Annotated in this window: 22 protein-coding genes; 11 read left to right on the forward strand and 11 right to left on the reverse strand. The window is 48.3% G+C overall.

The features are described 5' to 3' along the window. Positions 1-170 precede the first annotated feature (170 nt). Both GCU39_RS22495 and GCU39_RS22500 read left to right on the forward strand, forming a co-directional pair. Positions 171-1,982 (forward strand): cache domain-containing sensor histidine kinase, encoded by a 1,812-nt coding sequence (locus GCU39_RS22495; RefSeq protein ID WP_227793300.1) that lies wholly within the window; start codon positions 171-173, stop codon positions 1,980-1,982. A 9-nt stretch (positions 1,983-1,991) separates the two neighbouring features. Further along, positions 1,992-3,611 (forward strand): response regulator, encoded by a 1,620-nt coding sequence (locus tag GCU39_RS22500; protein WP_152397383.1) that lies wholly within the window; start codon positions 1,992-1,994, stop codon positions 3,609-3,611. Between the two features lie 79 nt (positions 3,612-3,690). On the opposite strand, the gene GCU39_RS22505 is transcribed toward GCU39_RS22500, so the two are convergent. Together GCU39_RS22505 and GCU39_RS22510 are read right to left on the reverse strand one after the other, a co-directional pair. After that, positions 3,691-5,055 carry a sensor histidine kinase gene (locus tag GCU39_RS22505; protein WP_152395525.1) on the reverse strand — a complete coding sequence of 455 codons (1,365 nt, stop codon included), beginning with the start codon at positions 5,053-5,055 and terminating at the stop codon, positions 3,691-3,693. Position 5,056: 1 nt separating this feature from the next. Further along, the gene (locus GCU39_RS22510; protein ID WP_152395526.1) at positions 5,057-5,758 is read right to left on the reverse strand and encodes a response regulator transcription factor; all 702 of its coding nucleotides are present in this window, start codon (positions 5,756-5,758) and stop codon (positions 5,057-5,059) included. Between the two features lie 162 nt (positions 5,759-5,920). On the opposite strand from GCU39_RS22510, the gene GCU39_RS22515 reads away from it, so the two are divergent. After that, positions 5,921-6,484, forward strand: coding sequence for a hypothetical protein (locus tag GCU39_RS22515; RefSeq protein ID WP_152395527.1), 564 nt, complete (start codon positions 5,921-5,923; stop codon positions 6,482-6,484). Positions 6,485-6,532: 48 nt separating this feature from the next. On the opposite strand, the gene GCU39_RS22520 is transcribed toward GCU39_RS22515, so the two are convergent. Next, positions 6,533-7,192, reverse strand: coding sequence for a YjgB family protein (locus GCU39_RS22520; protein ID WP_152395528.1), 660 nt, complete (start codon positions 7,190-7,192; stop codon positions 6,533-6,535). Between the two features lie 229 nt (positions 7,193-7,421). Further along, complete coding sequence (locus GCU39_RS22525; protein ID WP_152395529.1) at positions 7,422-7,622, reverse strand: cold-shock protein; 201 nt, start codon at positions 7,620-7,622, stop codon at positions 7,422-7,424. A gap of 552 nt (positions 7,623-8,174) precedes the next feature. Here GCU39_RS22525 and GCU39_RS22530 point away from each other — a divergent pair. Both GCU39_RS22530 and msrA read left to right on the forward strand, forming a co-directional pair. Then, positions 8,175-9,062: a LysR family transcriptional regulator gene (locus tag GCU39_RS22530; RefSeq protein ID WP_152395530.1), complete on the forward strand. Its 888-nt coding sequence runs from the start codon at positions 8,175-8,177 to the stop codon at positions 9,060-9,062. A 44-nt stretch (positions 9,063-9,106) separates the two neighbouring features. Continuing rightward, positions 9,107-9,661, forward strand: coding sequence for a peptide-methionine (S)-S-oxide reductase MsrA (msrA, locus tag GCU39_RS22535; protein ID WP_152395531.1), 555 nt, complete (start codon positions 9,107-9,109; stop codon positions 9,659-9,661). Between the two features lie 18 nt (positions 9,662-9,679). Here the strand turns inward: msrA and GCU39_RS22540 are convergent, their stop codons facing one another. Then, on the reverse strand, positions 9,680-10,180 hold the full coding sequence (locus GCU39_RS22540; RefSeq protein WP_152395532.1) for a GAF domain-containing protein: 501 nt from the start codon (positions 10,178-10,180) through the stop codon (positions 9,680-9,682). 115 nt (positions 10,181-10,295) lie between these two features. On the opposite strand from GCU39_RS22540, the gene GCU39_RS22545 reads away from it, so the two are divergent. After that, entirely contained in the window at positions 10,296-10,652 is a 357-nt protein-coding gene (locus GCU39_RS22545) for a hypothetical protein (RefSeq protein WP_152395533.1), read from the forward strand. 144 nt (positions 10,653-10,796) lie between these two features. On the opposite strand, the gene GCU39_RS22550 is transcribed toward GCU39_RS22545, so the two are convergent. From GCU39_RS22550 to GCU39_RS22575, 6 genes are all read right to left on the reverse strand, one after another. Beyond that, entirely contained in the window at positions 10,797-11,951 is a 1,155-nt protein-coding gene (locus GCU39_RS22550) for an ABC transporter permease (RefSeq protein WP_152395534.1), read from the reverse strand. 21 nt (positions 11,952-11,972) lie between these two features. Further along, positions 11,973-12,896, reverse strand: a complete 924-nt coding sequence (locus GCU39_RS22555; RefSeq protein ID WP_152395535.1) for an ABC transporter ATP-binding protein — start codon at positions 12,894-12,896, stop codon at positions 11,973-11,975. 38 nt (positions 12,897-12,934) lie between these two features. Next, a complete protein-coding gene (locus GCU39_RS22560; protein WP_152395536.1) occupies positions 12,935-13,693 on the reverse strand; it encodes an ABC-2 transporter permease in 759 nt (252 codons plus the stop codon). Between the two features lie 16 nt (positions 13,694-13,709). Next, entirely contained in the window at positions 13,710-14,411 is a 702-nt protein-coding gene (locus GCU39_RS22565; protein ID WP_152395537.1) for an ABC transporter ATP-binding protein, read from the reverse strand. Between the two features lie 3 nt (positions 14,412-14,414). Continuing rightward, the gene (locus tag GCU39_RS22570) at positions 14,415-14,798 is read right to left on the reverse strand and encodes a GntR family transcriptional regulator (protein WP_152395538.1); all 384 of its coding nucleotides are present in this window, start codon (positions 14,796-14,798) and stop codon (positions 14,415-14,417) included. A 184-nt stretch (positions 14,799-14,982) separates the two neighbouring features. Beyond that, positions 14,983-15,363, reverse strand: coding sequence for a PH domain-containing protein (locus GCU39_RS22575; RefSeq protein ID WP_152395539.1), 381 nt, complete (start codon positions 15,361-15,363; stop codon positions 14,983-14,985). A 216-nt stretch (positions 15,364-15,579) separates the two neighbouring features. On the opposite strand from GCU39_RS22575, the gene GCU39_RS22580 reads away from it, so the two are divergent. The 5 genes from GCU39_RS22580 to GCU39_RS22600 all read left to right on the forward strand — a co-directional run bounded on the left by GCU39_RS22580 (position 15,580) and on the right by GCU39_RS22600 (position 21,210). Further along, positions 15,580-16,254: a response regulator transcription factor gene (locus GCU39_RS22580; RefSeq protein WP_152395540.1), complete on the forward strand. Its 675-nt coding sequence runs from the start codon at positions 15,580-15,582 to the stop codon at positions 16,252-16,254. Next, on the forward strand, positions 16,251-17,627 hold the full coding sequence (locus GCU39_RS22585) for a sensor histidine kinase (protein ID WP_152395541.1): 1,377 nt from the start codon (positions 16,251-16,253) through the stop codon (positions 17,625-17,627). The genes GCU39_RS22580 and GCU39_RS22585 overlap by 4 nt, the downstream gene beginning before the upstream one ends. 186 nt (positions 17,628-17,813) lie before the next feature. Beyond that, on the forward strand, positions 17,814-18,794 hold the full coding sequence (locus GCU39_RS22590; protein ID WP_152395542.1) for an alpha/beta hydrolase: 981 nt from the start codon (positions 17,814-17,816) through the stop codon (positions 18,792-18,794). A gap of 186 nt (positions 18,795-18,980) precedes the next feature. Next, complete coding sequence (locus GCU39_RS22595; protein WP_152395543.1) at positions 18,981-19,961, forward strand: alpha/beta hydrolase; 981 nt, start codon at positions 18,981-18,983, stop codon at positions 19,959-19,961. Between the two features lie 277 nt (positions 19,962-20,238). Further along, a complete protein-coding gene (locus GCU39_RS22600; RefSeq protein ID WP_152395544.1) occupies positions 20,239-21,210 on the forward strand; it encodes an alpha/beta hydrolase in 972 nt (323 codons plus the stop codon). The last annotated feature ends 193 nt before the right edge of the window (positions 21,211-21,403 follow it).

Below are 21,403 nucleotides of genomic sequence, written 5' to 3' on the forward strand. Positions count from 1 at the left end.
GGCGAATAAATCCACCTTATTACGCGGTCGCACAACTGTGAAGTTACTGCGATAAAGGATTTATTCATCGCGAAGTATATCGGGGAAGTATACTCGACATCGAATCTTGCATTCAGCCTTCTCGACGCTGAAAAGCCGACAAACCGATAATGAAATGTAGGTGGTATCCATTGAAATTAAAATCTCACAGCATCCGCACCCGCCTGATCCAATTCATGCTGGTCGTGACGACGATTCCGCTCGTGCTCTCGCTCATTATTACACTGATCCATACGCGCGAGTCGATCAAAGAGCAGTCCATCAGCGAGAATAAGAAGCTGATTTTCCAAGGGAAAACCAATCTCGCGAACTATCTGAACAACATTAACCGCGCATCGATCATCGTCTATTCGGATCCGCATTTCATTAGTAATTTATCCAAAAGTCTGGACGACTACCAAGCCATTGCCGAAATCTATAGCACGATGCAGAATTTGCAAGGCTCCCTGCCGGATATTCAGCAGGTCTATCTGCATTCCCGGCTCTCGAATCAATCGACGCTCATTACGAGCAGCGTGCCTCGAAGAGAGGTCCGCGAAGCGCCTTATGCTGGTATCGACAAATATCTGAACCCTGAAGTACAGACGACGAATACGGAACCGCCGCACCCCGTACATACGTATGGCTTCCCACCCTCGCCGCTGGAGAAGACCGACCTTAAAGTCTTTACGTTCTATCGTTCTATCAATCGTATTCCATCGACGAAGCAGCTCGCGGTGTTGGCGATGGATGTGAAGCTGGACGGCCTTGCAGCAATCTGCAATCAGCTCTATGAAGCTGGTGAGGAGCAGCTATATCTCGTCAATGACCAAGGCGATATTATCTATAGCGGGAACAAGGACGAAATTGGGAAGTCACTGAAATCGCTCGGGCTTGAAGATAAGCTCGCGGTCCCGCATGCGAATCAATCCGGCTATGTTGACAAGAATAATGCCATGCAGATCTACGAGCGCCTTGAAGTGCCTTTTGCCAATTGGACGTTAATTAAGCAGATTCCGCACGCCGCGCTCTACCAGCGGTCGACGGAATTGACCACGATCAATGCGGTCATTGCAGCACTAGCGCTTCTAGCCGTCATTCTAGGCACCCTCTTCATCTCGATCCGTATTACCCGGCCTATTAAGCAGCTGGCGAGTTATATGAATGAAATTCAGACCGGACGACTCGATATTAATATTGAGGTCAACAGCCAGGACGAAATCGGCACCCTCTCTCGGCGATTCCGCCAGATGATGGATACGATCAACAACCTGATCCTGCGCAAATATAAGCTGGAACTCGCGAATCAGACGAATCAGATTCGTGCGCTGCAAGCGCAGATTGATCCGCATTTTCTCTATAATGCCCTGCAATCGATCGGAACATTGGCACTTCAGCATAATGTCCCACGTATATACACGTTGTTGACTTCGCTTGCCGAGATGATGCGCTATAAGATGCGCAGCAACGAAGCAAAGGTCACCTTACAGGATGAGATCAATCATTTGAAAATGTACTTAGATTTGCAGAAAGAGCGCTTCGATGAACAATTCGACACGACGTGGGACCTCGCGCCGAGCAGCCTGTCCGCTGCCATACCAAAGATGACGCTGCAGCCGCTCGTGGAGAATTATTTCAAGCACGGAATGGATCCGAGGCTTGGCGCTGGGCGATTGTCTATTTGCAGCTGGATCGATGAAGCCAATCCCAAGCGGCTATTCATCGAGATCGAGAATAACGGGACATCGATCCCTGACGAATCGCTTGCCATGCTGCAAGCCTCACTCGCGGCGCACCACCAAGCAGGGGAAGAGCAGCGCATCGACGAAAGTGCGTCGATCGGCTTACATAATGTGTTGATGCGATTACAGCTCTATTCGGAGGAACATGCTTCGCTCAAAATTGAGAACCTCACGCCGCATGGCGTTCGAGTCACCTTAGATTACATCTGGGAGCGTGAATAACCAATGACGATGAAAGTACTGATCGTGGACGATGAGAAGCACGTCCGCGATGCCATTAACCTGCTCGCCCAATGGGAAGAGCACGGAATTACCGAAGTGCTGCAAGCTGCGGATGGCGAAGCCGCCATCACGATGATCGAGGCGCATAAGCCGCAAATCGTACTGACGGACATGCGCATGCCGCACAAGGACGGCACCGAGCTGCTAACCTGGCTGCACACCTATGCCCCGCAGATCAAAGTCGTCGTCATCAGCGGATACGATGACTTCAATCTCGTGCGGCATACGCTGATCAGCGGCGGTATGGATTATATTCTGAAGCCTGTGCAGGCCGCGGCCCTGAATGCGGCCTTAGCGCAAGCGGCGGCATGCTGGAAGCAGGAAGAGCAAGCGCGCGAACGCGTCACAAGACAACGGATGGAAATGAATGAGATGAAGCCGCATTACGCGGACAAGCTCCTGACCGACCTGATATCAGGTGAAGGACGCCGTGACGCCCTCTTGGCTCAACTGCGCGAGGAGATTAAACTCCCGCTCCCGAAGACTACCTGTTCGATCGCGGTGCTGGATGTCTCCCATCTTGATCACAAGCTGCGCGCCAAATTCCAGAACCAGCTGCAACTGCTCTTATTCACGCTTATTAACATTTGCAACGAAATTCTGCAGTCGCGCGGGGTGGCCTTTCGCCAATTAAATCGGACGGGGGAGATTGTCATTCTATACAACGATGAACAGCGTACGCTCCCCTCACTTTTGCAAGCGATCAACGAAGGACTCTATAGTACGCTGCGCCGACGCTTTCATTTCGGCATGAGCGACATGCGCTCGTTCCCCGAGGAAGCGCCCCGCGCGTATCAAGAAGCGACTAGCGCATTATGGCGGCGCAACTTGCTGGAGCCGAAGCTGCTGCATGCCATGCAGCAGCCGGACAATGTCCTAGCTTCCCGCCCCCTTCGCCTGACAGCGATGCAGGAAGAGCTCCGACTCGCTGCCTTAAGCGGGTCGAGTGAGCAGATGGAGACGGTGACCGAAGCTTGGATGGATGACATCCAAGGCCTCAGCTCCATTACGCCGGAACAGCTATTCCAATGGGATAAGGAATGGGACTGGATGCAGATGCAATGGCTTGAGGGAGAAGGCGACGCCCCGCCCGCAGAAGAGAAATCGAAGCTCACCGAAGCCGAGCCCGCTCCACCCTTGCCGCTCAATGATGAAGGCTTCCTGTCACTTGCGCTGTTGAAGCAGCAGTTCAGAGACCGGCTTACAGCGGTGAGCAAGATCATGACCCAGCAGCATACCAAGGACAACTTCTTCATCCATGACATTGCGAAATATCTAGAGCGCCATTATCAGCAGGAAATCTCGCTGCAAGATATCGCAGCCAAGTTCTTCTTGAGCCGCGAATACATCGCTCGGAAGTTCAAGCAAGAATATGGCGTCACTTTGCTGGATTATCTCAGCCGGTTCCGGATTGACAAGGCGAAGCAGCTGCTGCATAATCCACATCTCCGCATTGTCCAAGTGGCCGAGATGGTTGGCTATCAGGACGAGAAATATTTCAGTAAGGTGTTCAAAAAGCTCGAAGGCATGACGCCCGGCGAGTTCCGTAAAGAACATACGTTAGGCTAATCCCAATTAGATCGAATCTTGCACACGACACAAAGAGACCTGAGGTAGCTCAGGTCTCTTATTACTTACTTCGACAGACTCACGCCCTGCACATCGGAAAATCAAAATCGAGCATCGCCCCGCCTGCGTCCCGATTCATCGCTGAAATCTTCCCTCCGCAGCGTTCAACGATCGCCCTTGCAATGGCTAGTCCTAAGCCCGACTCGCCGCCCTTTCCTTTCACAAATCGATGGAATAACGTAGGAAGCAGCTGCTCCGGAATTCCTTCTCCATCATCTTGCACGGAGATGAGCACATGATTGCCTTGTTGCCGCACATGAATATGAATCTCTTCCTTCGCATGGCGAATCGAATTCGTCACCACGTTGAGCAGCGCCTGCAATAACTTATCCTGATCCGCATGAATTTGCAGGGCCTCCGGGTCGTCCATGTGATACTGGATCTGCAACTGCAAGTTATTTTTCATCAGCATCGGGTTCACGCGTTCTTCCGTCTCGAGCAGCATATCCTTCACCGCTATGCGCTCGAATTGGAAGATATCCTCTTCGCTATCCAATTTAGCGAGCAACGTCATCTCGGTGACCAGCTTCTTTACCCGATTTCCTTCACTCATAATGATCTCCAGTCCGCGTCGCATGCTCTCGCCTTCGAACACGCCATCCCGAATCCCTTCTGCATACCCGAAAATCGACATCAAGGGGGACTTGAGCTCATGCGAAGCATTCTGGAAAAATTGCTTCTGAACCCGGTGATACTGGTCCAGCTCCTGCGCCAGATCATAGACCGTCTCTGCTACTGCGCCGATCTCGCCTGTCGCCTTCACCAGCTCGACCTCGGCGTACTTCCGGCCACGCACCTTCTTCAATTCCTCGCGCAATCGCATCAGAGGATGAATAATCCGTTTCGTCATGAACAAGCCCAAGAGGAACACCACAATGAACCCCGTACACAGCACGATGAGCAGCTGGCTGAATAGCTTCATCTCGATCTCTCGAACTTTACTGACAGGAGACACCAACGTTAGCTGGTCGCCTGCTCTCGTTACCGCTGTACCGGTAAGGAACCGCTTGTCCTTGCCCTCGACGATCTTGCGCATCTCCGCATCCATCGGCATAGCAGCCGCAGCCGATGAAACTCCCACCTCCACAGCTGAGGTCTGAGGCGACAGCGTTGATGAGACAACCCGACTCTGACCGTCCAGAATAATGGCCTCAATATCACTCTCTGCTGGCAGATACCTGACTTTAAAGCTAGCCGAAGGGATGGCACGCGTATCTTGCAGGACGATAGTTTGCGACAAGGTTGTACTGAGAGTCTGAAGCTCTTCCTGCTGCTTGCCCATGAAGTGATCCAGCAACACCGTATGAATAATAACGGCGATGACGCCGAACACAAGCACGAGCAGCGCACCGAACGCCAGGTTAATCTGAGTAATCAGCTTCATCCTAACACTCCCCCCCATTCAGCCGATAACCGAGGCCCCATACCGCTTCAACCGGCAGGTCTTCAACCTTCTTGCGCAGCCGCTTTACGAGATGGTCTACCGCGCGGTCGCTGCCAAAATAGTCGTCCCCCCATACCAGCTGCAGGATTTCGTCTCTGGCAAAAGCACGATTCGGGCGCTCCACGAACAGTTTGAGCAGATCGAACTCCTTGCTCGTAAGGTCGATCTCTATCCCGCGCCAGACGGCTCGCCGATCATGCAGCAAGAGACGGAGCTCACCAAGCGCCATGACAACTTCCTCGTCCAGCTGCAGCTCTTCTTCCTTCATTCGAAGCTTCTGCATGCGCTGCAGCTGACGCTTCACACGCGCGACGAGCTCTCTTGGGCTGAAGGGTTTCACCATATAATCGTCGCCCCCCAGCTCGATGCCTAGTATTTTATCGACCTCGTCATCCCGCGCCGAGACCATGATAATCGGCACCTCCGCGTTGGCTCGAATTTTGCGGCACAACTCGTATCCATCCATGCCAGGCAGCATAATGTCGAGTACCCACATATCGGGCGGATTGTTCTCCCAGAGGATCCATGCCTCCTCGGCCGTCCCAAGCCCGATGGTTTCCATATTTTCTTTTTGCAAATAGGACTCTACTAACTGTCTTATATTTAGATCATCATCTACGACGGCGATGCGATAATTGTTCATCCATCCGAACCTCCTCTTATCATGGTGCCATTATAGCAGTCCAAGCTTAAGGAGATATGAGTTGCCATTCTTTTTACATCATTTCGGACATGACCTGCCACATTTTCGTCCTACAATAGGTCTTGTAAACAACAAACCACAACCCAAAGGAGTGTACCAACCATGAAAAAAAATATCGTCGCAAGTTCCATTCTATCCGCATTTCTATTGACTGCCGCAGCGCTGCCTGTCTCCGCTAGCTCCTCCACAAAGCCCGTTGAACCAGGCAAAGTGGTGAACGTGCAAATGACAGCCACCGCAGCCAAGCCCATGTTCAACTTCCTTGAACTGGTGAAGCAATATGCCCCAGAGACGCTGCAAGATTGGCAGGATGTCCTCGACAAGCAGAAGAAGCATGTCGCGGAGTTCGAAGTTAACGAGCATTCCGTTACGGTTACGAGAGCAAATTCGGTTACTGCCAATGGGGTAGAATCCCACATGTTAAAAGATGTCCTCACAGCACCTCAAACTGGACAGGAGCAGGCGGAGTACGCGATCATCGCTACGCCAAGCGATGGCCAAGCAGCAATAACGGTGACATACAACACCAAGGAAAGTCAATTGTTCTCTGACCTGGACAAAGCCGTGGAAGCGAAAGATGCCGAAGCGATTAAGACAAACCTAGCGAAAATTCTGGAGCAATTCAAAGCCCAAGAAGAAGCATTCGAGAAAGGTACTGTGGAATAAGACATCATAAAGAGAGGCCCCTCCGATTCGGAGGGGCCTCTTCTAGCTTCAACCCAGCATCAAATTCACCGCACCTCTCGGATAATACACCGAGATATGATGAATATGCGGATTTGGCTGCTTCTTCGTTGGCGTTGGCATGACGAACTTCAATTCATAATCCTCGCCTGCTGGGTAGACATATATCGTATCTTTGCCGCTCTTACGTACTTCCTTTGGCTTTCCTAGCGCTTTCTCCACATCGGATAGCGTCAGCGACTGCACCTCCGGGCGTTCGGAACGAACATCGAATATTTGCATCCCTTTGTTGTAACCGAATACGATATGCTTCTTCGCATAGGTGGCGTAGATGCCCTTGCCTGCAGACTCATTCGTATCAGGCTTACCCCAGTCTTTCTCCACGTCATCAAATAATCCGGTCTGTGCACCGTACTCACTTCCCGCGACTTTACCTTGCTTCGCCTGCTTCATCATATTCTTCACGGCTTCCACGGATTTATCATGCTTGCTGGCTACCTTCTTATTGGCTGTAAAACGCACCGTATAGTCAACGGCTCCTGGCTGCCGTTCAGTCTGCTGGACGATGTGGGTTGTCTCTGGTATCTGATTGGATTGAACAGATCGCTCTGCATTATGATTGCCGCAACCGCTCAGCATCACGACCAGCGTGAGCCCCAATGAGGCTGCTAGCGTTAAATTTCGGGTCACGCTACCACTCCTATTCTCTCAAAACTTGATGTTATATATCGTTTGACGTTGTCATTCTTCTAAAGGTTGCCCCAATTGCATGATTCCAAGCACGCAAAATAACCCCCACAGCGCGGGGAACCCGAAGACTTGTACATATTCTAACAACAAAAAGAGCAGCTCACCCATAGGGTGAGCTGCTCTCGAGAACCTCCCGATTGCTCAGGACGTTATTGTAGACGAATTAGTCTTACAATTTTACAACGTTCTCAGCTTGTGGTCCGCGGTTGCCTTGAACAACGTTGAACTCAACTTTTTGGCCTTCTTCAAGAGTCTTGAAGCCGTCGCCTTGAATTGCGGAGAAATGTACGAATACATCGTTGCCGCCTTCAACTTCGATGAAGCCGAAACCTTTCTCAGCGTTGAACCATTTAACTGTACCTTGTTGCATGTGTGTAGCCTCCTCAAAATAATTAACATGCTACTCCTATATTTACGGGTGGTAAATAAAAATTCACATATTCTGAAAGGTATTTGATCATACCGCATAATACCCTTTAGAATATGTGAATCCAGATCTCAAATCTTCAGGAGCATTTCATTGTTAATTCGTATTTACTTGTTCATAGTACCATATTATTTTATGGAAAGTCAAACACTTATGTGCCATTAACTTTTCCAGACCATGACAAAGCGACATAAATTCCCCTAATCCAGCGAAAGCGCGTACATTGCGATGATATCAAGCAATCATACTGCAATGACAACTTATCACCGTTCAGAAATTTAGACCCTGTCTTCGCTTGCATCTCCATCATTACGATGAGGAGCAACCAGAATTGAATTCAGGCACAAATATCATCGTACCCCATTCCCCCAAATTATATACCTGAAAGTGCCAAACCTTGTGAGGATCAGGGATTCCGTTTATGATGAAAATGATCACGTCAAACATGACGCCGGACATCGGATTGAATATTCATGCAAGGGAGGGTACATTCCCATGATTACAGATTCGCTCCAAATTTTCGTCACGGTTATTGAACATCGGAACTTCTCGCGCGCTGCAGAGGCCCTTAATTTGTCTCAGCCGGGCGTTAGCCTTCATATACGCAACTTAGAGCGAGAGCTCGGGGCGAAGCTCCTGCACCGCTCCCCCAAATATGTGCGATTAACGGAGGCTGGGCAAGTGCTCTATCAACGGGCGAAGGTGATACTGTCCCTCTACGAAGAAGCCAAATCCCAAATTCAGCTGATGCATGGAACTGTCACCGGCACCCTCAAGATTGGAGCAAGCTTTACCATCGGAGAATACGTGCTCCCGAAGCTGCTCGCGGGTTTCGTACAGCATCACCCACAAGTCGATGTACAAGTTACGATTGCGAATACCGAAGGGATCTTGCAAGGGATTCGTGCCAATACGCTGGATCTAGGCCTCGTAGAAGGTGAACTGCATCAAGACGATCTCGAAATCAGCCACTGGATGGAAGATGAGATGCTCGTCATTGCCCCACCTGCTCACCCCTTGTCTCGCATGCCGCGAGTAACAACAGAGCTGCTGCAGGAACAAATATGGGTATTCCGCGAACTCGGTTCCGGGACAAGAGCCTACCATGATCGATTCATCGAGCGCCGCGGATTGCATGTGAAGCGCTCCTTCATCCTCAGCAGCAATCAAGGCGTCAAAGAAGCCGTGCTCTCCGGACTCGGCCTATCCGTATTATCCAATCTTGTCGTGGACAAGGAACTGAACAACCATGAACTCGTGGCCTTACCCGTCGATGGTGGTAGGCTCATACGGGCACTCTCCATTGTCCAGCGTCGTGGGCCGCAAGATATGCTGGCACCGCTGGTGTTCCGTCAACATATTAGTCATTCCATTTCATCATAATCTAGTGTTCTATCCATTAACTCGACAAAGGTGGTTCAAGCAACATGGAACAACATCACACATCTTCCATTCAACTCGCAACCTTCGCTGGCGGCTGCTTCTGGTGCATGGTCAAGCCTTTCGACCAATTGCCCGGCATTCTAAAGGTTGTCTCTGGTTATACCGGTGGTCATACCGTAAATCCAACCTATGCCGACGTCAAATCGCAGACCTCAGGACATTATGAGGTTGTACAGATTACATTCGACAGCACACAGTTCAGTTATGAACAACTGCTCGAGCTGTACTGGCCTCAAATCGATCCGACCGATGCCGAAGGACAATTCCAAGACCGTGGCCCTTCTTATCGCGCAGCAATCTTCTATCACTCGGAAGAGCAGCGTGAACAAGCTGAAGCCTCCAAGGCGGTCATCGCTGCAAGCGGACGATTCGAGAAGCCGATTGTCACGGAGATTCTGCCTGCGCAGACGTTCTATCCTGCCGAAGATTATCACCAAGATTATTACAAAAAAAGTCCCGACCATTACCGAGAAGATCGACTTCTCTCCGGTCGAGACCAATTTATCGAGCAGCATTGGCATCCGAAATCGAACACCTAATTTCCTACACAGACGAGCCTAGCGCTTCAATTCGCCCAAATGCCGGAGCAGTTCCGCTGTGAATTGCTCTAGGTACGCGCGATCCACTTCATGAAATCGACTCTCCTCCGGGCTGTCGATATCCAACACACCAATGAGTTGATTCTCCAGGATGAGCGGAATAACAATCTCCGATCTCGACGCCGCGTCACAGGCAATATGGCCCGGGAACTTGTGCACATCTTCGACGACAATCGTTCTTCGCTCTTCCGCAGCCGTCCCGCATACACCCCGTCCGAGCGGAATGCGTACACAAGCAGGCAGCCCTTGGAATGGTCCGAGTACCAATTGATTCGACTTCTCCTCATAGAGATAGAACCCCACCCAATTGATACGATCCATATATTCGTTCAGCAATGCCGAAGCATTGGATAAATTCGCAATCGCGCTCGTCTCCCCTTCTAGCAATGCAGCAAGCTGACGAATGGCTTCCGGGTAATCTTTATCTGGATTTCCACTGATATGACTTTTTTCGAACATTCCTTTCTCCTCCTTGCACGGATTCCTTGAATAACCTCCTCAGATTAACACATTCCCTGGGCATCTGCATATCTTATTACAACACGAATTGCCAAGGAGGTTATAAGAAGAACCTATGCGCAAGAAAAAATCCGCTGCGGTCACATCCTGCAATCAGAACCGTATCTATCAAGCAGATGAGGGCTTTGCAGGTCAACTTCAGAAAGTGCGTGAGAAGCTGCTTCCCCTCTGCCACCAATACAAGAATCGCTCCGTCCGCGTAGAGACCATCGACGGCAGGACATTTGAAGGCACGATTATCGATGTGGATGCCGGGCATCTCTATTTGCAGACCCAGCCAGGGCGCCGTACCTACTATCCATCTCCATATCCATATCCCTACCCTCAACCCTATCCCTACCAAAATCCGAGCTATTCGAACGTGATTCTGCCTCTAGTGCTATTCGAGCTGCTCGTCATCGCCCTGATTTAATACGTGCTTTAACTTATGCTTCCTCATAGGGTGACAAAAGACCTTCAGGAGCCGCTTCGTGACTGCGGCACCCTGAAGGTCTTTTGTTTATTTCTATTAGGACAGCAACCCCCAGGCCAATGTCGATTCTTTTCTTGCTATCCTCTAGCTTATCGCACTCTTCATAAATCGAGGGAATCGTAGTGTTGCAAGCGCCAATCCGATAACCGCTACGAGGAGCATGACACCGAGATTCGGCAGTATATCCTGAAGATGAGCGCCATGCACCATGACATTCTGCAGGGCCTTCTGTGCCCAATACTGCGGCATGATTCTGCCAATCGTCTGCAAGAATCCTGGCAGCATATCAGCTGGGAACCACAAACCTCCGAGCACCGCGCCACCCATTGTAATAAGCTGGGTGAACGCCATGCCTTGGTTCTCGCTTTTCACGATCAAGGAGATGGCTAGACCAAGCCCCGTACCGCAAATGGCAATCGCGAAGACAATCATTGCGATCGCAAATGCATCGCCGAGATGCAATCCATACACAAAATGCCCAAAGCCAAGCAAAATCGTACACTGCACAACGACAACCAGGATATACGGCACCCACATCCCGACCAAATAGCTCATATAGCGCATCGGTGTACTGCTAAGCCGGGAGATCATACCCGATTCCTTATCCTTCATAAATCGGCGCACCATCGAAGTAATGACGAAGAACGCGAACATGACAGTGTAACCTGGGACAACCTGTGTGATCATACTGATCGACCCATCGGTCACTTCTTGCTTCTCGTCGACTCGAATCGGCGGCGTCAGCACCTTTTTCAATTCGGCTTGGCTTTTCCCCGCTGCCGTTAGGGCGCTTGCGATTTTCTCTTCTTGGTATTTGCCAGCGACGTTCTGGAGGACCGCTTCAATCGGGCCAATGATATTGCTGCTCATGCCATCGTGATAGAGCATAATCTGCGCTTGTTGGTCACCGGATTTCAAGCTATCGCCGAAACCCTTCGGGAACACGATCAACGCCGATAGCTTCCCGTCCTTGATCTTGTTAATCTGCTGCTCGGTCGTCAGCTCCCCATCCAGCGTCAATTGGAATGCCTTCGTATCCCCGATCGTCTTCAGGAACTGCTGTGAAGCCGCACTCTGGTCTTGGTCTATATATTGCACCGTCAGCGTTGCTGAACTCGCGCTGCTGAATACGGTAGCGAACAGTACAATGAATAGAATGGGCATGCCGAGCAGCCAGAAGAATGTACCTTTTTCTTTTATGAGCAATTTGATTTCTTTCCGCGCGATGGTCCGTATCATACTAACCTCTCCCCTCGTATCCTAAGCGTCACGCAGCGAAGTTCCCGTGAGCTCCAGGAACACTGCTTCAAGCGACGGCCTCACCACTTCAAGCTGTGATGTCCGATATCCACGCCGTTGACAGAGCTCTGCGGCACGGCGGATCGTGTCTAGCACAGCGTCCGTCTCAATGCGGAATCCACGTCCCTGCTTCGTAACCTTCGCCGACAATGGAGTCAGGTCCGGCTGAACATCCCCTTCAAGCTCCAGATAGACCGATCTACCGCCGTATTGTGCGAGCAGCTCATTCAATGCACCTGCTGCAACCACTTGGCCGTGGTCAATGATCGCCACGTCTTCACATAATGCCTCGACTTCCTCCATATAGTGCGTGGAGTAGATGATCGTCATGCCCTCCGCTTTGAGCGATTGAATCAAATCGAAAATATGGTTCCGCGACTGCGGATCGATCCCGACTGTCGGTTCATCCAGAATCATGAATTTCGGCTTATGCAGCAGCGCAGCTGCGATATTAATTCGCCGCATCATCCCGCCAGAGAAGGTGCTCACGGCATCATTCGCCCGATCTGCAAGCCCTACTTGCTCCAGCACTTCTCGAATGCGGTGCTTCAATGCTTTCCCCGTAACCCCGTACATTTCTCCGAAAAATAGTAGATTATCATAAGCGCTCAGCTTCTCGTACAATGTAATATTTTGCGGGACGTAGCCAATGATCTTGCGCACCTCTTGCGACTGCGTTGCTGTATCGTATCCGAGTATATTCACCCTGCCGTGATCTACCTTTGTGATGCAGGAGAGAATCTTCATCGTCGTCGATTTCCCTGCCCCATTCGGGCCGAGCAGCCCAAAACACGTCCCTGTCCGCACTTGAAACTGAAGATCCTGAACAGCAAGCTTACCGCCATACCCCTTCTGCAATCCTTTCACTTCGATCGCTATACTCATATGAATTAGCCTCCTTTATGGTTCACTGCGTTAATCTATTATTGGATTAATTGCCGATTCATGAGCTTCACAGCAGCCCACAAAAATACTCCGCCAGCTAGAAAGGACAACGCTAGGAAAGCTACGAACATCAGCCCTTCCGCTTGCGTGATCGGCATCTGCATAAACGTAAAGAAAGAATGACCATCATCGTTCAATACTACCGCTGGAATCCATGACATGGCGTTCGCTGACAGCCCATAAATCACCCAGACGAGCGGTAGTAGCGGTTTCCACTGCGTCCCGCGAAGAATCGAACCGAACAGCCCAAAGCCAATCATGAATGGAACGAGCGTAAACATGGCTAGATAGGCTTTGAACTCCAGGGTGGTGAATTGGAAGATTGAATCTGCCGATAGGTTCCCCTGAACCATCTGGCTCAGAACGCTGATGGCCCACGTCGCAGCAAAGGCAAGAAGCCCGTACTGCACGATTCGTATTAGCGCTGCGACGTATTTGGAACGTAGAAGCACTCCTCGTGAATAAGGAAGCGTCAGCCACCACCCGTGCGTTCCATCTTTAAATTCCCTACTAACCATCATGTAGGCTTGCATAAACGCAAAATACGGGAACACATAAATGATGAACAACAATACTTCTGGCTTGAACGTGATCTGTACGTGCAGGAATGCGTAAGCGCCGATTAGAATGATCGCCACAATGGCAGCATATATTGAAATCCATTTCCGGCACATCCGCGTCGGCCTACGCCGCATTAACTCATGTTTGATTAAATAGCTAAGCGCATTGCGATTCATGTCTTATTCTCTCCCCTTACTGATATAGACTTCGGTATATGGACTCTATCGAACCCCGCTCTGCGCGCAGCGTCTCGACATCGCCATGCAGCAGCGTCTGCCCATCGTTCATGAACAGCGCATAATCGAATAGGCTTTCCGCTTCTTGGATCTCGTGCGTGCTAATCAGCACCGTCTGTTGGCTGTCGCTCATGTTATCGATCAGCGCGCCGATAATACGTTCACGAGAGATTAAATCGATCCCCGAAAAAGGTTCATCTAAGATCAACAAAGGTACATCGCGGCACAGGCATAATGTAAGCATCAGCCTTGCTTCCTGACCGCGGGACATTCCGTGTACATCCATGTCTTTCTTCAGCTTCATGAACTCGAGCATTGCCTCTGCTCGGTTGCGATCAAAGCCTGGCAGCAGCGATTCTGCCCAATCCAGCGCATGCTGTACGTTATGGTAGTTATACCAGCGTGCGCGATCCGGCAAATAAGCGATGAGACGATTCGTCTCCCAGCCCGGCTTCTCTCCGAACACCTCGACCTGCCCGTGATCAGGCTGCGTCATGGCCGTAATCATTCGGAAGAAGGTCGACTTCCCGGCACCGTTCGCCCCTAGCACGCCAATGACACGATTAGCAGGTAATTCAATCGAGAAATCATTCAGCGCCCATTGATTTCCATAACGCTTCGTTACATGCTTCGCCGTAACAGCCCATTCCGTCTTCATCTGTCATTCATCCCCTTCATCCAAAAATCGCTGTATATCGATCCGTGTAAATCCAATACTATGCATCTTCTCTAGGAATTCCTTCGTCGCTTGCGCCGCCAGATTGTTACGGATATGCTGCACAACCTCATTATTCGTCGTAATAAATGTCCCTTGCCCGCGCCGCGTCTCCGTTAGTCCATCGCGCTCCAGCTCCTGATACGCACGCATCACCGTATTTGGATTTATCTTGAGCGTCTGTGCGAGTTCCCGTACGGATGGTATTTTCTCTCCCAACGCAATTCCTCCCCTTGCGATTGAACCTCTTATCTGCTGCAGAACCTGCTCATATAAGGGTTTGCTTAAATCTAGATCAAACTGCATGCCGCCTGCTTCAATTCCATTCAAGTCGCTTCCTCCTTCACCTACACATTCATAAGACGAAAGCACGGCGTTTTTGCGTTCGTTTCTGTATCGTATGTAGTGTATTATATCACTTAATACACTCAGTGCAATAGGTGTTTATATTTTTTTCCATAAAAAAAGAAAAAATCCACCGCTTCAACGCGATGGATTCCTGATGAATGATTTATTATTTCAACACTTTCTCTGCCAAAATCCGCTGTACATCGTAGACATTGGAATCTTTCTTGAACTGCTTTGCGACCGTTGGTTCGACAGCACTAGAAATCCAAATTTTGAGCTCTGCATCCAGATCAAATGTTCCTGCTGTCTCAATGCTGAAACGCGCAATACTCTTGTATGGGAGGGACATATACTCTACCTTTTTTCCAGTAACCCCTTGCTTATCGATCAAGATCAACCGTTTGTCTGTGAACACGAACATGTCGCGAATGAGTTTATACGCCTTATCCACGGTCTCGCCGGGAAATAGAATCGGCTGCAATTCCTCTTGTACTTCCTTCTCGCTCACGGCTGAAGCATTACCCAATAATCCATCCAAAAATCCCATACCCACATCTCCCTTTGATTGGCTTCATTTTCATTTCGAATTTATGTTTGACAGTTTATGTGATGATTCTTCCCTTCTTATACGCAGCAATCTCTGGGATGATCCAAAAATTTGTAGATCGTTATTTAACGCTCGGTCATTCACGTTATTCTATGTTTCAATTCCATATATAGTATAATCACTATTAGGATGATTAACAGCGAAAAGAGGGATCGGATGCCTACTATACTCGTTGCAGATGATGATGCGAACATTCGCGAACTCGTCTGTTTATTTCTACGCAACGACGGATTCGCAACAGCCGAAGCCGCAGATGGCAAGGAAGCACTGACCGTCTATGCCTCGACGCATATTGATCTTGTCGTACTCGATATTATGATGCCGGTGATGGATGGTTGGACGTTATGCAAAGAGCTCCGAAGAGCCAATCCGGATCTTCCCTTACTGATGCTGACTGCGAGAGGCGAGACGTGGGAGAAAGTGAAGGGGTTTGAACTCGGGACGGACGATTATTTGACCAAGCCGTTCGATCCATTAGAGTTAACGGTTCGTGTTAGGGCTCTGCTCAAACGATACAAGATTGGCTCCACGCAGACGATTAAATTTGGCGATGTCATCCTGGATCGGCAGACGTATAAAGTAACGAGTGGGGCGGAGTCGCTCACATTGCCGCTCAAGGAGTTCGAATTGCTATATAAGCTTGCTGGAACACCTGGACAAGTCTACACGCGGGAACAGTTAATTGATCAGATTTGGGGTATCGATTACGCCGGAGATGATCGAACGGTCGACGTACATATCAAACGGCTGCGTGAACGATTTGCGACAACACCCGATTTTAAGATCGAAACGGTGCGTGGACTGGGGTATCGGCTTGAGGTAACCGAATGATCAGGTCCTTATATATTCGCGTTGTCCTGACATTTCTCGTCTCCGTCATCGCGGGCACGGTTATCGCTTTCTATATGTCTACTTGGATATTCGAAGAAAAATTGAACGAGAACGCGCAAATCAATTTACGTAACTTTGGTCAAGACGTCGTCCATATTTATAAGACGCTTCCGTTACGCGAAGCGGACGCATTCGTGAGTGAAATGAAGCAGCTCGATTCGTATTATATTCGCATTTATGAAGCAACAGGTCAGTTCCAGTCCTACGGTAAACTGAACGGGCATACACCAGCTCCTGTGACGAGCGAGCAGTTGAAGAAAGTACTCGAAGGAGGCGTTGTCCAAGCCACACCGAATGGTATTGCGTCAGTCCTCTTAGGATTGCCGTTGAAGACGGAAATCGGCCCGAAAGCGATGTTCTTGGAAACGCTCGCCCCTCCTTCAGCCTCATTTGTCGTCAAATGGGGATTGATCTTTGCAAGCAGTTCCTTAATTACAGGAAGCTTATTAATTCTCGTCGCCTCTATATTCTTGGTCAGACCGATCAAAAAGCTGACAATAGCGACGAAACGCATCGCATCAGGGGATTTCAACGTCAAGCTGAATATTAAGCAATCGGGTGAGTTGGGGACTTTGGCGCGAAGCTTTGAAGAAATGATGCACGATCTGCAGCAGCTTGAGCAGATGCGCAGGGAATTCGTAACGAATGTGTCGCACGAGGTACAATCTCCGCTCACGTCAATATCCGGTTATGCGCAAGCACTTAAGCAAGTGAACCTCACAGATCACGAACGAAGCCGCTATCTTGATATTATTATCACGGAAGCGAAAAGGATGTCCAAAATGAGCGATAGCCTGCTTAAGCTGAGTTTGCTCGAATCGCAGTCACAGCAACTCAGGCACGTCACGCTCAGTCTGGATGAACAAATCCGACGGGTCATCGTGGCGCTCCAGCCACAATGGTCTGCACGCAACATCCATTTTGAGCTTGACCTACATCCCGTTAAAGTAACGGCCGATCAAGATCTACTCAACCAGGTTTGGACGAATATCATCGGCAATAGCATCAAATTCTCGAAGGATGGCGGCATGATTGACGTCAGCATCAAGCAAGATATCAAAAACGTGACCGTCCGAATATCCGACCAAGGCATTGGTATTTCCCTAGAGGATCAGAAGCGGATCTTCGAGCGTTTTTTTAAAGCCGATCGTTCCCACAGCCGTAAATATGGCGGCAGCGGTATGGGACTTGCCATCGTTAAACAGATCGTATCGCTTCATCAAGGTTACATCCGAGTAGACAGTGAACCTGGTCAAGGGACGACCTTCATAATCACCTTACCAATCATTACGCCAACAGAATCCGTGGTCTAGATCGCGCGTTCACTATGCTACGGCATCATGTGCAAGCTTCCTTGCATGGGATCTCGTAGCATTTTTTTGCCTGTTCATATTCAGTTCATATTGTCGTCATGGGGAGTACATCTTTATTGGTTAAACTTCCATTAGTCGCACCGATAAGGTAGCTGAATAAACAGATTAGGACAGGAGTAGTTGAATATGACACAAATAGAGGAAGTAAAAACGAAGAATATAACGAAAACAAAGAAAGTGCGAAACATTTTACTTAAAATCATCGCAGCCATCGTACTCGTCCTTGTTCTTTTTCTAGGCATTGTATATACCGTTCATGTAATCAGCAACAATTCGGAACAGAAAAAAATAGAGCCCTACGGTCAGCACGTATCCGTAGACGGGAGAAATATGAATGTACTCATTCAAGGCGAAGGCGAGGAAACGATCGTACTCCTGCCTGGCTTTGGAACGGCTACACCCGCGCTTGATTTTAAGCTGCTCATTGATCAATTATCGCCATTTTACAAAGTTGTCGCGATTGAGCCTTTCGGCTATGGCTTAAGTGATGAAACGGAAAAAGAACGAACGACAGAGAATATCGTAAGTGAAATTCATGAAGCGCTGCAGCAACTTAATATTAACCGATATATATTCATGGGCCACTCCATTACAGGTATTTACGGCATTGATTATGTGAACAAATATCCAAACGAGGTGACTGCATTTGTCGGAATCGATAGCAGTGTTCCAACCCAACCTGGTATGGATGTTAAATTCCCAATAAAAAAATTAGAATTCCTCAAAAAATCAGGCCTCTTAAGATTGATGATGAAACTAGGTGCTGACCCGTATACAGGACTCGCATTTGATGCAAAAACCGTAGAACAAATGAAACTAATTTCGAATAAAAACATGAATAATGATACAACCTTGAATGAAATGGATCATATCTCCTCTAATTTCAAAGGGGCTCAAGGCTTAGCATTCCCTAAAGACCTCCCACTCTTACTCTTTGTACAAGCGGATAATCAAGATGTAGCAGGATGGATACCTCTCCATGAAGGGCAGATCAAAGACTCGGTACATGGCAAAGTCATCATCATGGATGGATCGCATTATTTGCACCATACCAAATTCAAAGAAATCGCTGAAGACGTTAGAGTATTTATGAAAGAAACGAAGTAAATGTGATATGGAAAACCGTCCTATGGGGCGGTTTTTCGCTGTGCATATGACGATGTGGCATTTTTTTGCTTGTTCATCCTCGGTTCATATTGACGTCACGGGGAGTACATCTCAATTCGTTACACTTTCATTCGCGGGCTATTTAAGCTTTGTTGAAAAAACAGATCTGGACAGGAGTAGATACGAATGGTACAAAAAGTGGAATTGAAAACGAGGAATCGAACGAGAACCAAAAAAGTACGAAACATGTTTCTAAAAATCATCGGAGCAATACTGACAGCCATCGTGCTGTTTCTAGCCATTGTTTATATCGTTAATATTATATGCAATCAATCGGAGTCCAAAAGATTAGAGCCTTACGGCCAGCACGTAGCTGTAGATGGGAAAAATATAAATGTACTGATTCAAGGAACAGGTGAAGAAACCGTCGTCCTCCTGCCTGGCCTTGCAACAGCGGCACCCGCACTGGACTTTAAGCCGCTAATCGAAGAGCTGTCCCCCTTCTACAAAGTCGTCGTCGTTGAGCCTTTTGGATATGGATTAAGTGATATAACCGAAAAGGAGCGGACCACTGAGAATATTGTTCGTGAAATTCACGAAGCCTTACAAGGTCTTAACATTGATCGTTATATACTCATGGGCCACTCCATTTCAGGCGTTTACGGACTCAATTATGTGAATAAATACGAGAACGAAGTCATTGCATTTGTCGGGCTCGATAGCAGTGTTCCGACGCTAACGGAGAAGATTGAATCTTCCCAACTTGGAATGGTGAAATGGCTCAAAAAATTAGGTCTCTCCAGATTGGTCATGAAATTGGGTACGGACCCAATAGCCGCACTGCCCTATGATGATGGAACGAAAGAACAAATGAGGATTCTTATGCACAAAAACTTATTTAACCCTAACATAATCAATGAAGTTGAACATATGTATTCTAATTTTAAAGCAGCTGAAAGCGTGTCATTCCCTAAAAATCTTCCTATTATTTTCTTTATTCAAGCGAATCATCCCGTAACGGATCGATGGGTACCTGAACATGAAGCGCAAGTTAAAAATTCTGTACATGGAATAGTGATGCTGTTCGAGGCAGATCATTACATTCATCGTACCAAAGCCAAAGAAATCGTAGAGAACTTGAGAGAATTTATGGGCGAAATAAAGTAAGTGTACTAGAGAAGGTATCTCTACGATTTTAATCATATGGAATAAGTGATATAAAACCGTCCTAATGGGCGGTTTTTTCACTGTTTGAATATTTGACCTCCATATTAGGGGATCATGTGCAAGCTTCCTTGTATGGGATCTCGTACTATTTTTTTGCCTGTTCATATTCAGTTCATATTGTTGACATGAGGAGTACATCTTCATCGTATAAGCTTCTTCTAACAGCTTTTTATTCAAATCACCCCAATATAGAGATGAGGGACAGGAGAAGATGAACATGAAACCACAAGAAGAAGTAACGAAAAAATGGATGCGTAAGCCGCTGCGTATTTTACTCAAAGCCTTAGGAGCAATAGCCATTGCGATCGTGCTTTTTCTAGCCATTGTATTTATCGTGAATATATTCGCAACAAAATCAGATCAAGCAAACATCGTGCGGTACGGCCAGCACGTGTCTGTCGACGGAAAAAAAATGAATGTGTTGATTCAAGGCGATGGCAAGGAGACGATCGTGCTTCTACCTGGTTATGGGACAGCTGCACCGGCGCTTGATTTTAAGCTACTCATCGATGAACTATCTCCCTATTACAAAGTTGTTGCAGTTGAGCCTTTCGGTTATGGATTAAGTGATGGAACGGAAAAAGATCGAACCACAGAGAATATCGTAAGTGAAGTTCATGAAGCGCTACAGCAGCTTAACATTAACCGCTACATGCTCATGGGCCACTCCATTACGGGCATTTACGGTATTAATTATGTGAACAAGTATCCTAACGAGGTGACTGCATTTGTCGGAATCGATAGCAGTGTTCCAACCCAACCGGGTATGGATGTTAAATTCCCATTAAAAATGTTTGCATTTCTTAAAAATTCAGGTCTCCAACGATTGATGGTCAAATTTGGTAGTGACCCATATGCTGGACTCGCATTTGATGATAGCACCGTGAAGCAGATGAAGATGCTGTCGAATATAAACTCGAATGCTTCTACGATGTTGAATGAGATGGACCATATTTCTTCCAATTTCAAAGGGGCTCAAGGTTTAACCTTCCCGAAAGATCTTCCACTTCTACTCTTTGTGCAAGCGAATAATCAAGGGGTATCCGGCTGGATCCCTCTGCATGAAGGCCAGATCAAGGACTCGGTTCATGGCAAAGTCATCATCATGGAAGGCTCCCATTATTTGCACCACACCAAATTCAAAGAAATCGCTGAGGACGTTAGAGTATTTATGAAAGAAGCAAAATAAATAGAACGAATGGAAAACCGTCCCAAAGGAGGACGGTTTTCCACAGTTTGTCCCATTCGGCCCGTGTCGGGGTCTATTGTGACGGGGATAACAGGAGACATAAATGGTAAAAGAGGATCGGGCCGAACGACATGTATCCAGAGGTGAAATTTATAGAGCCGGGAGACCTCTAACCGATCAGGTCCAGCATTTT

It is taken from the genome of Paenibacillus guangzhouensis, from assembly GCF_009363075.1.
GTDB lineage: Bacteria > Bacillota > Bacilli > Paenibacillales > Paenibacillaceae > Paenibacillus_K > Paenibacillus_K guangzhouensis.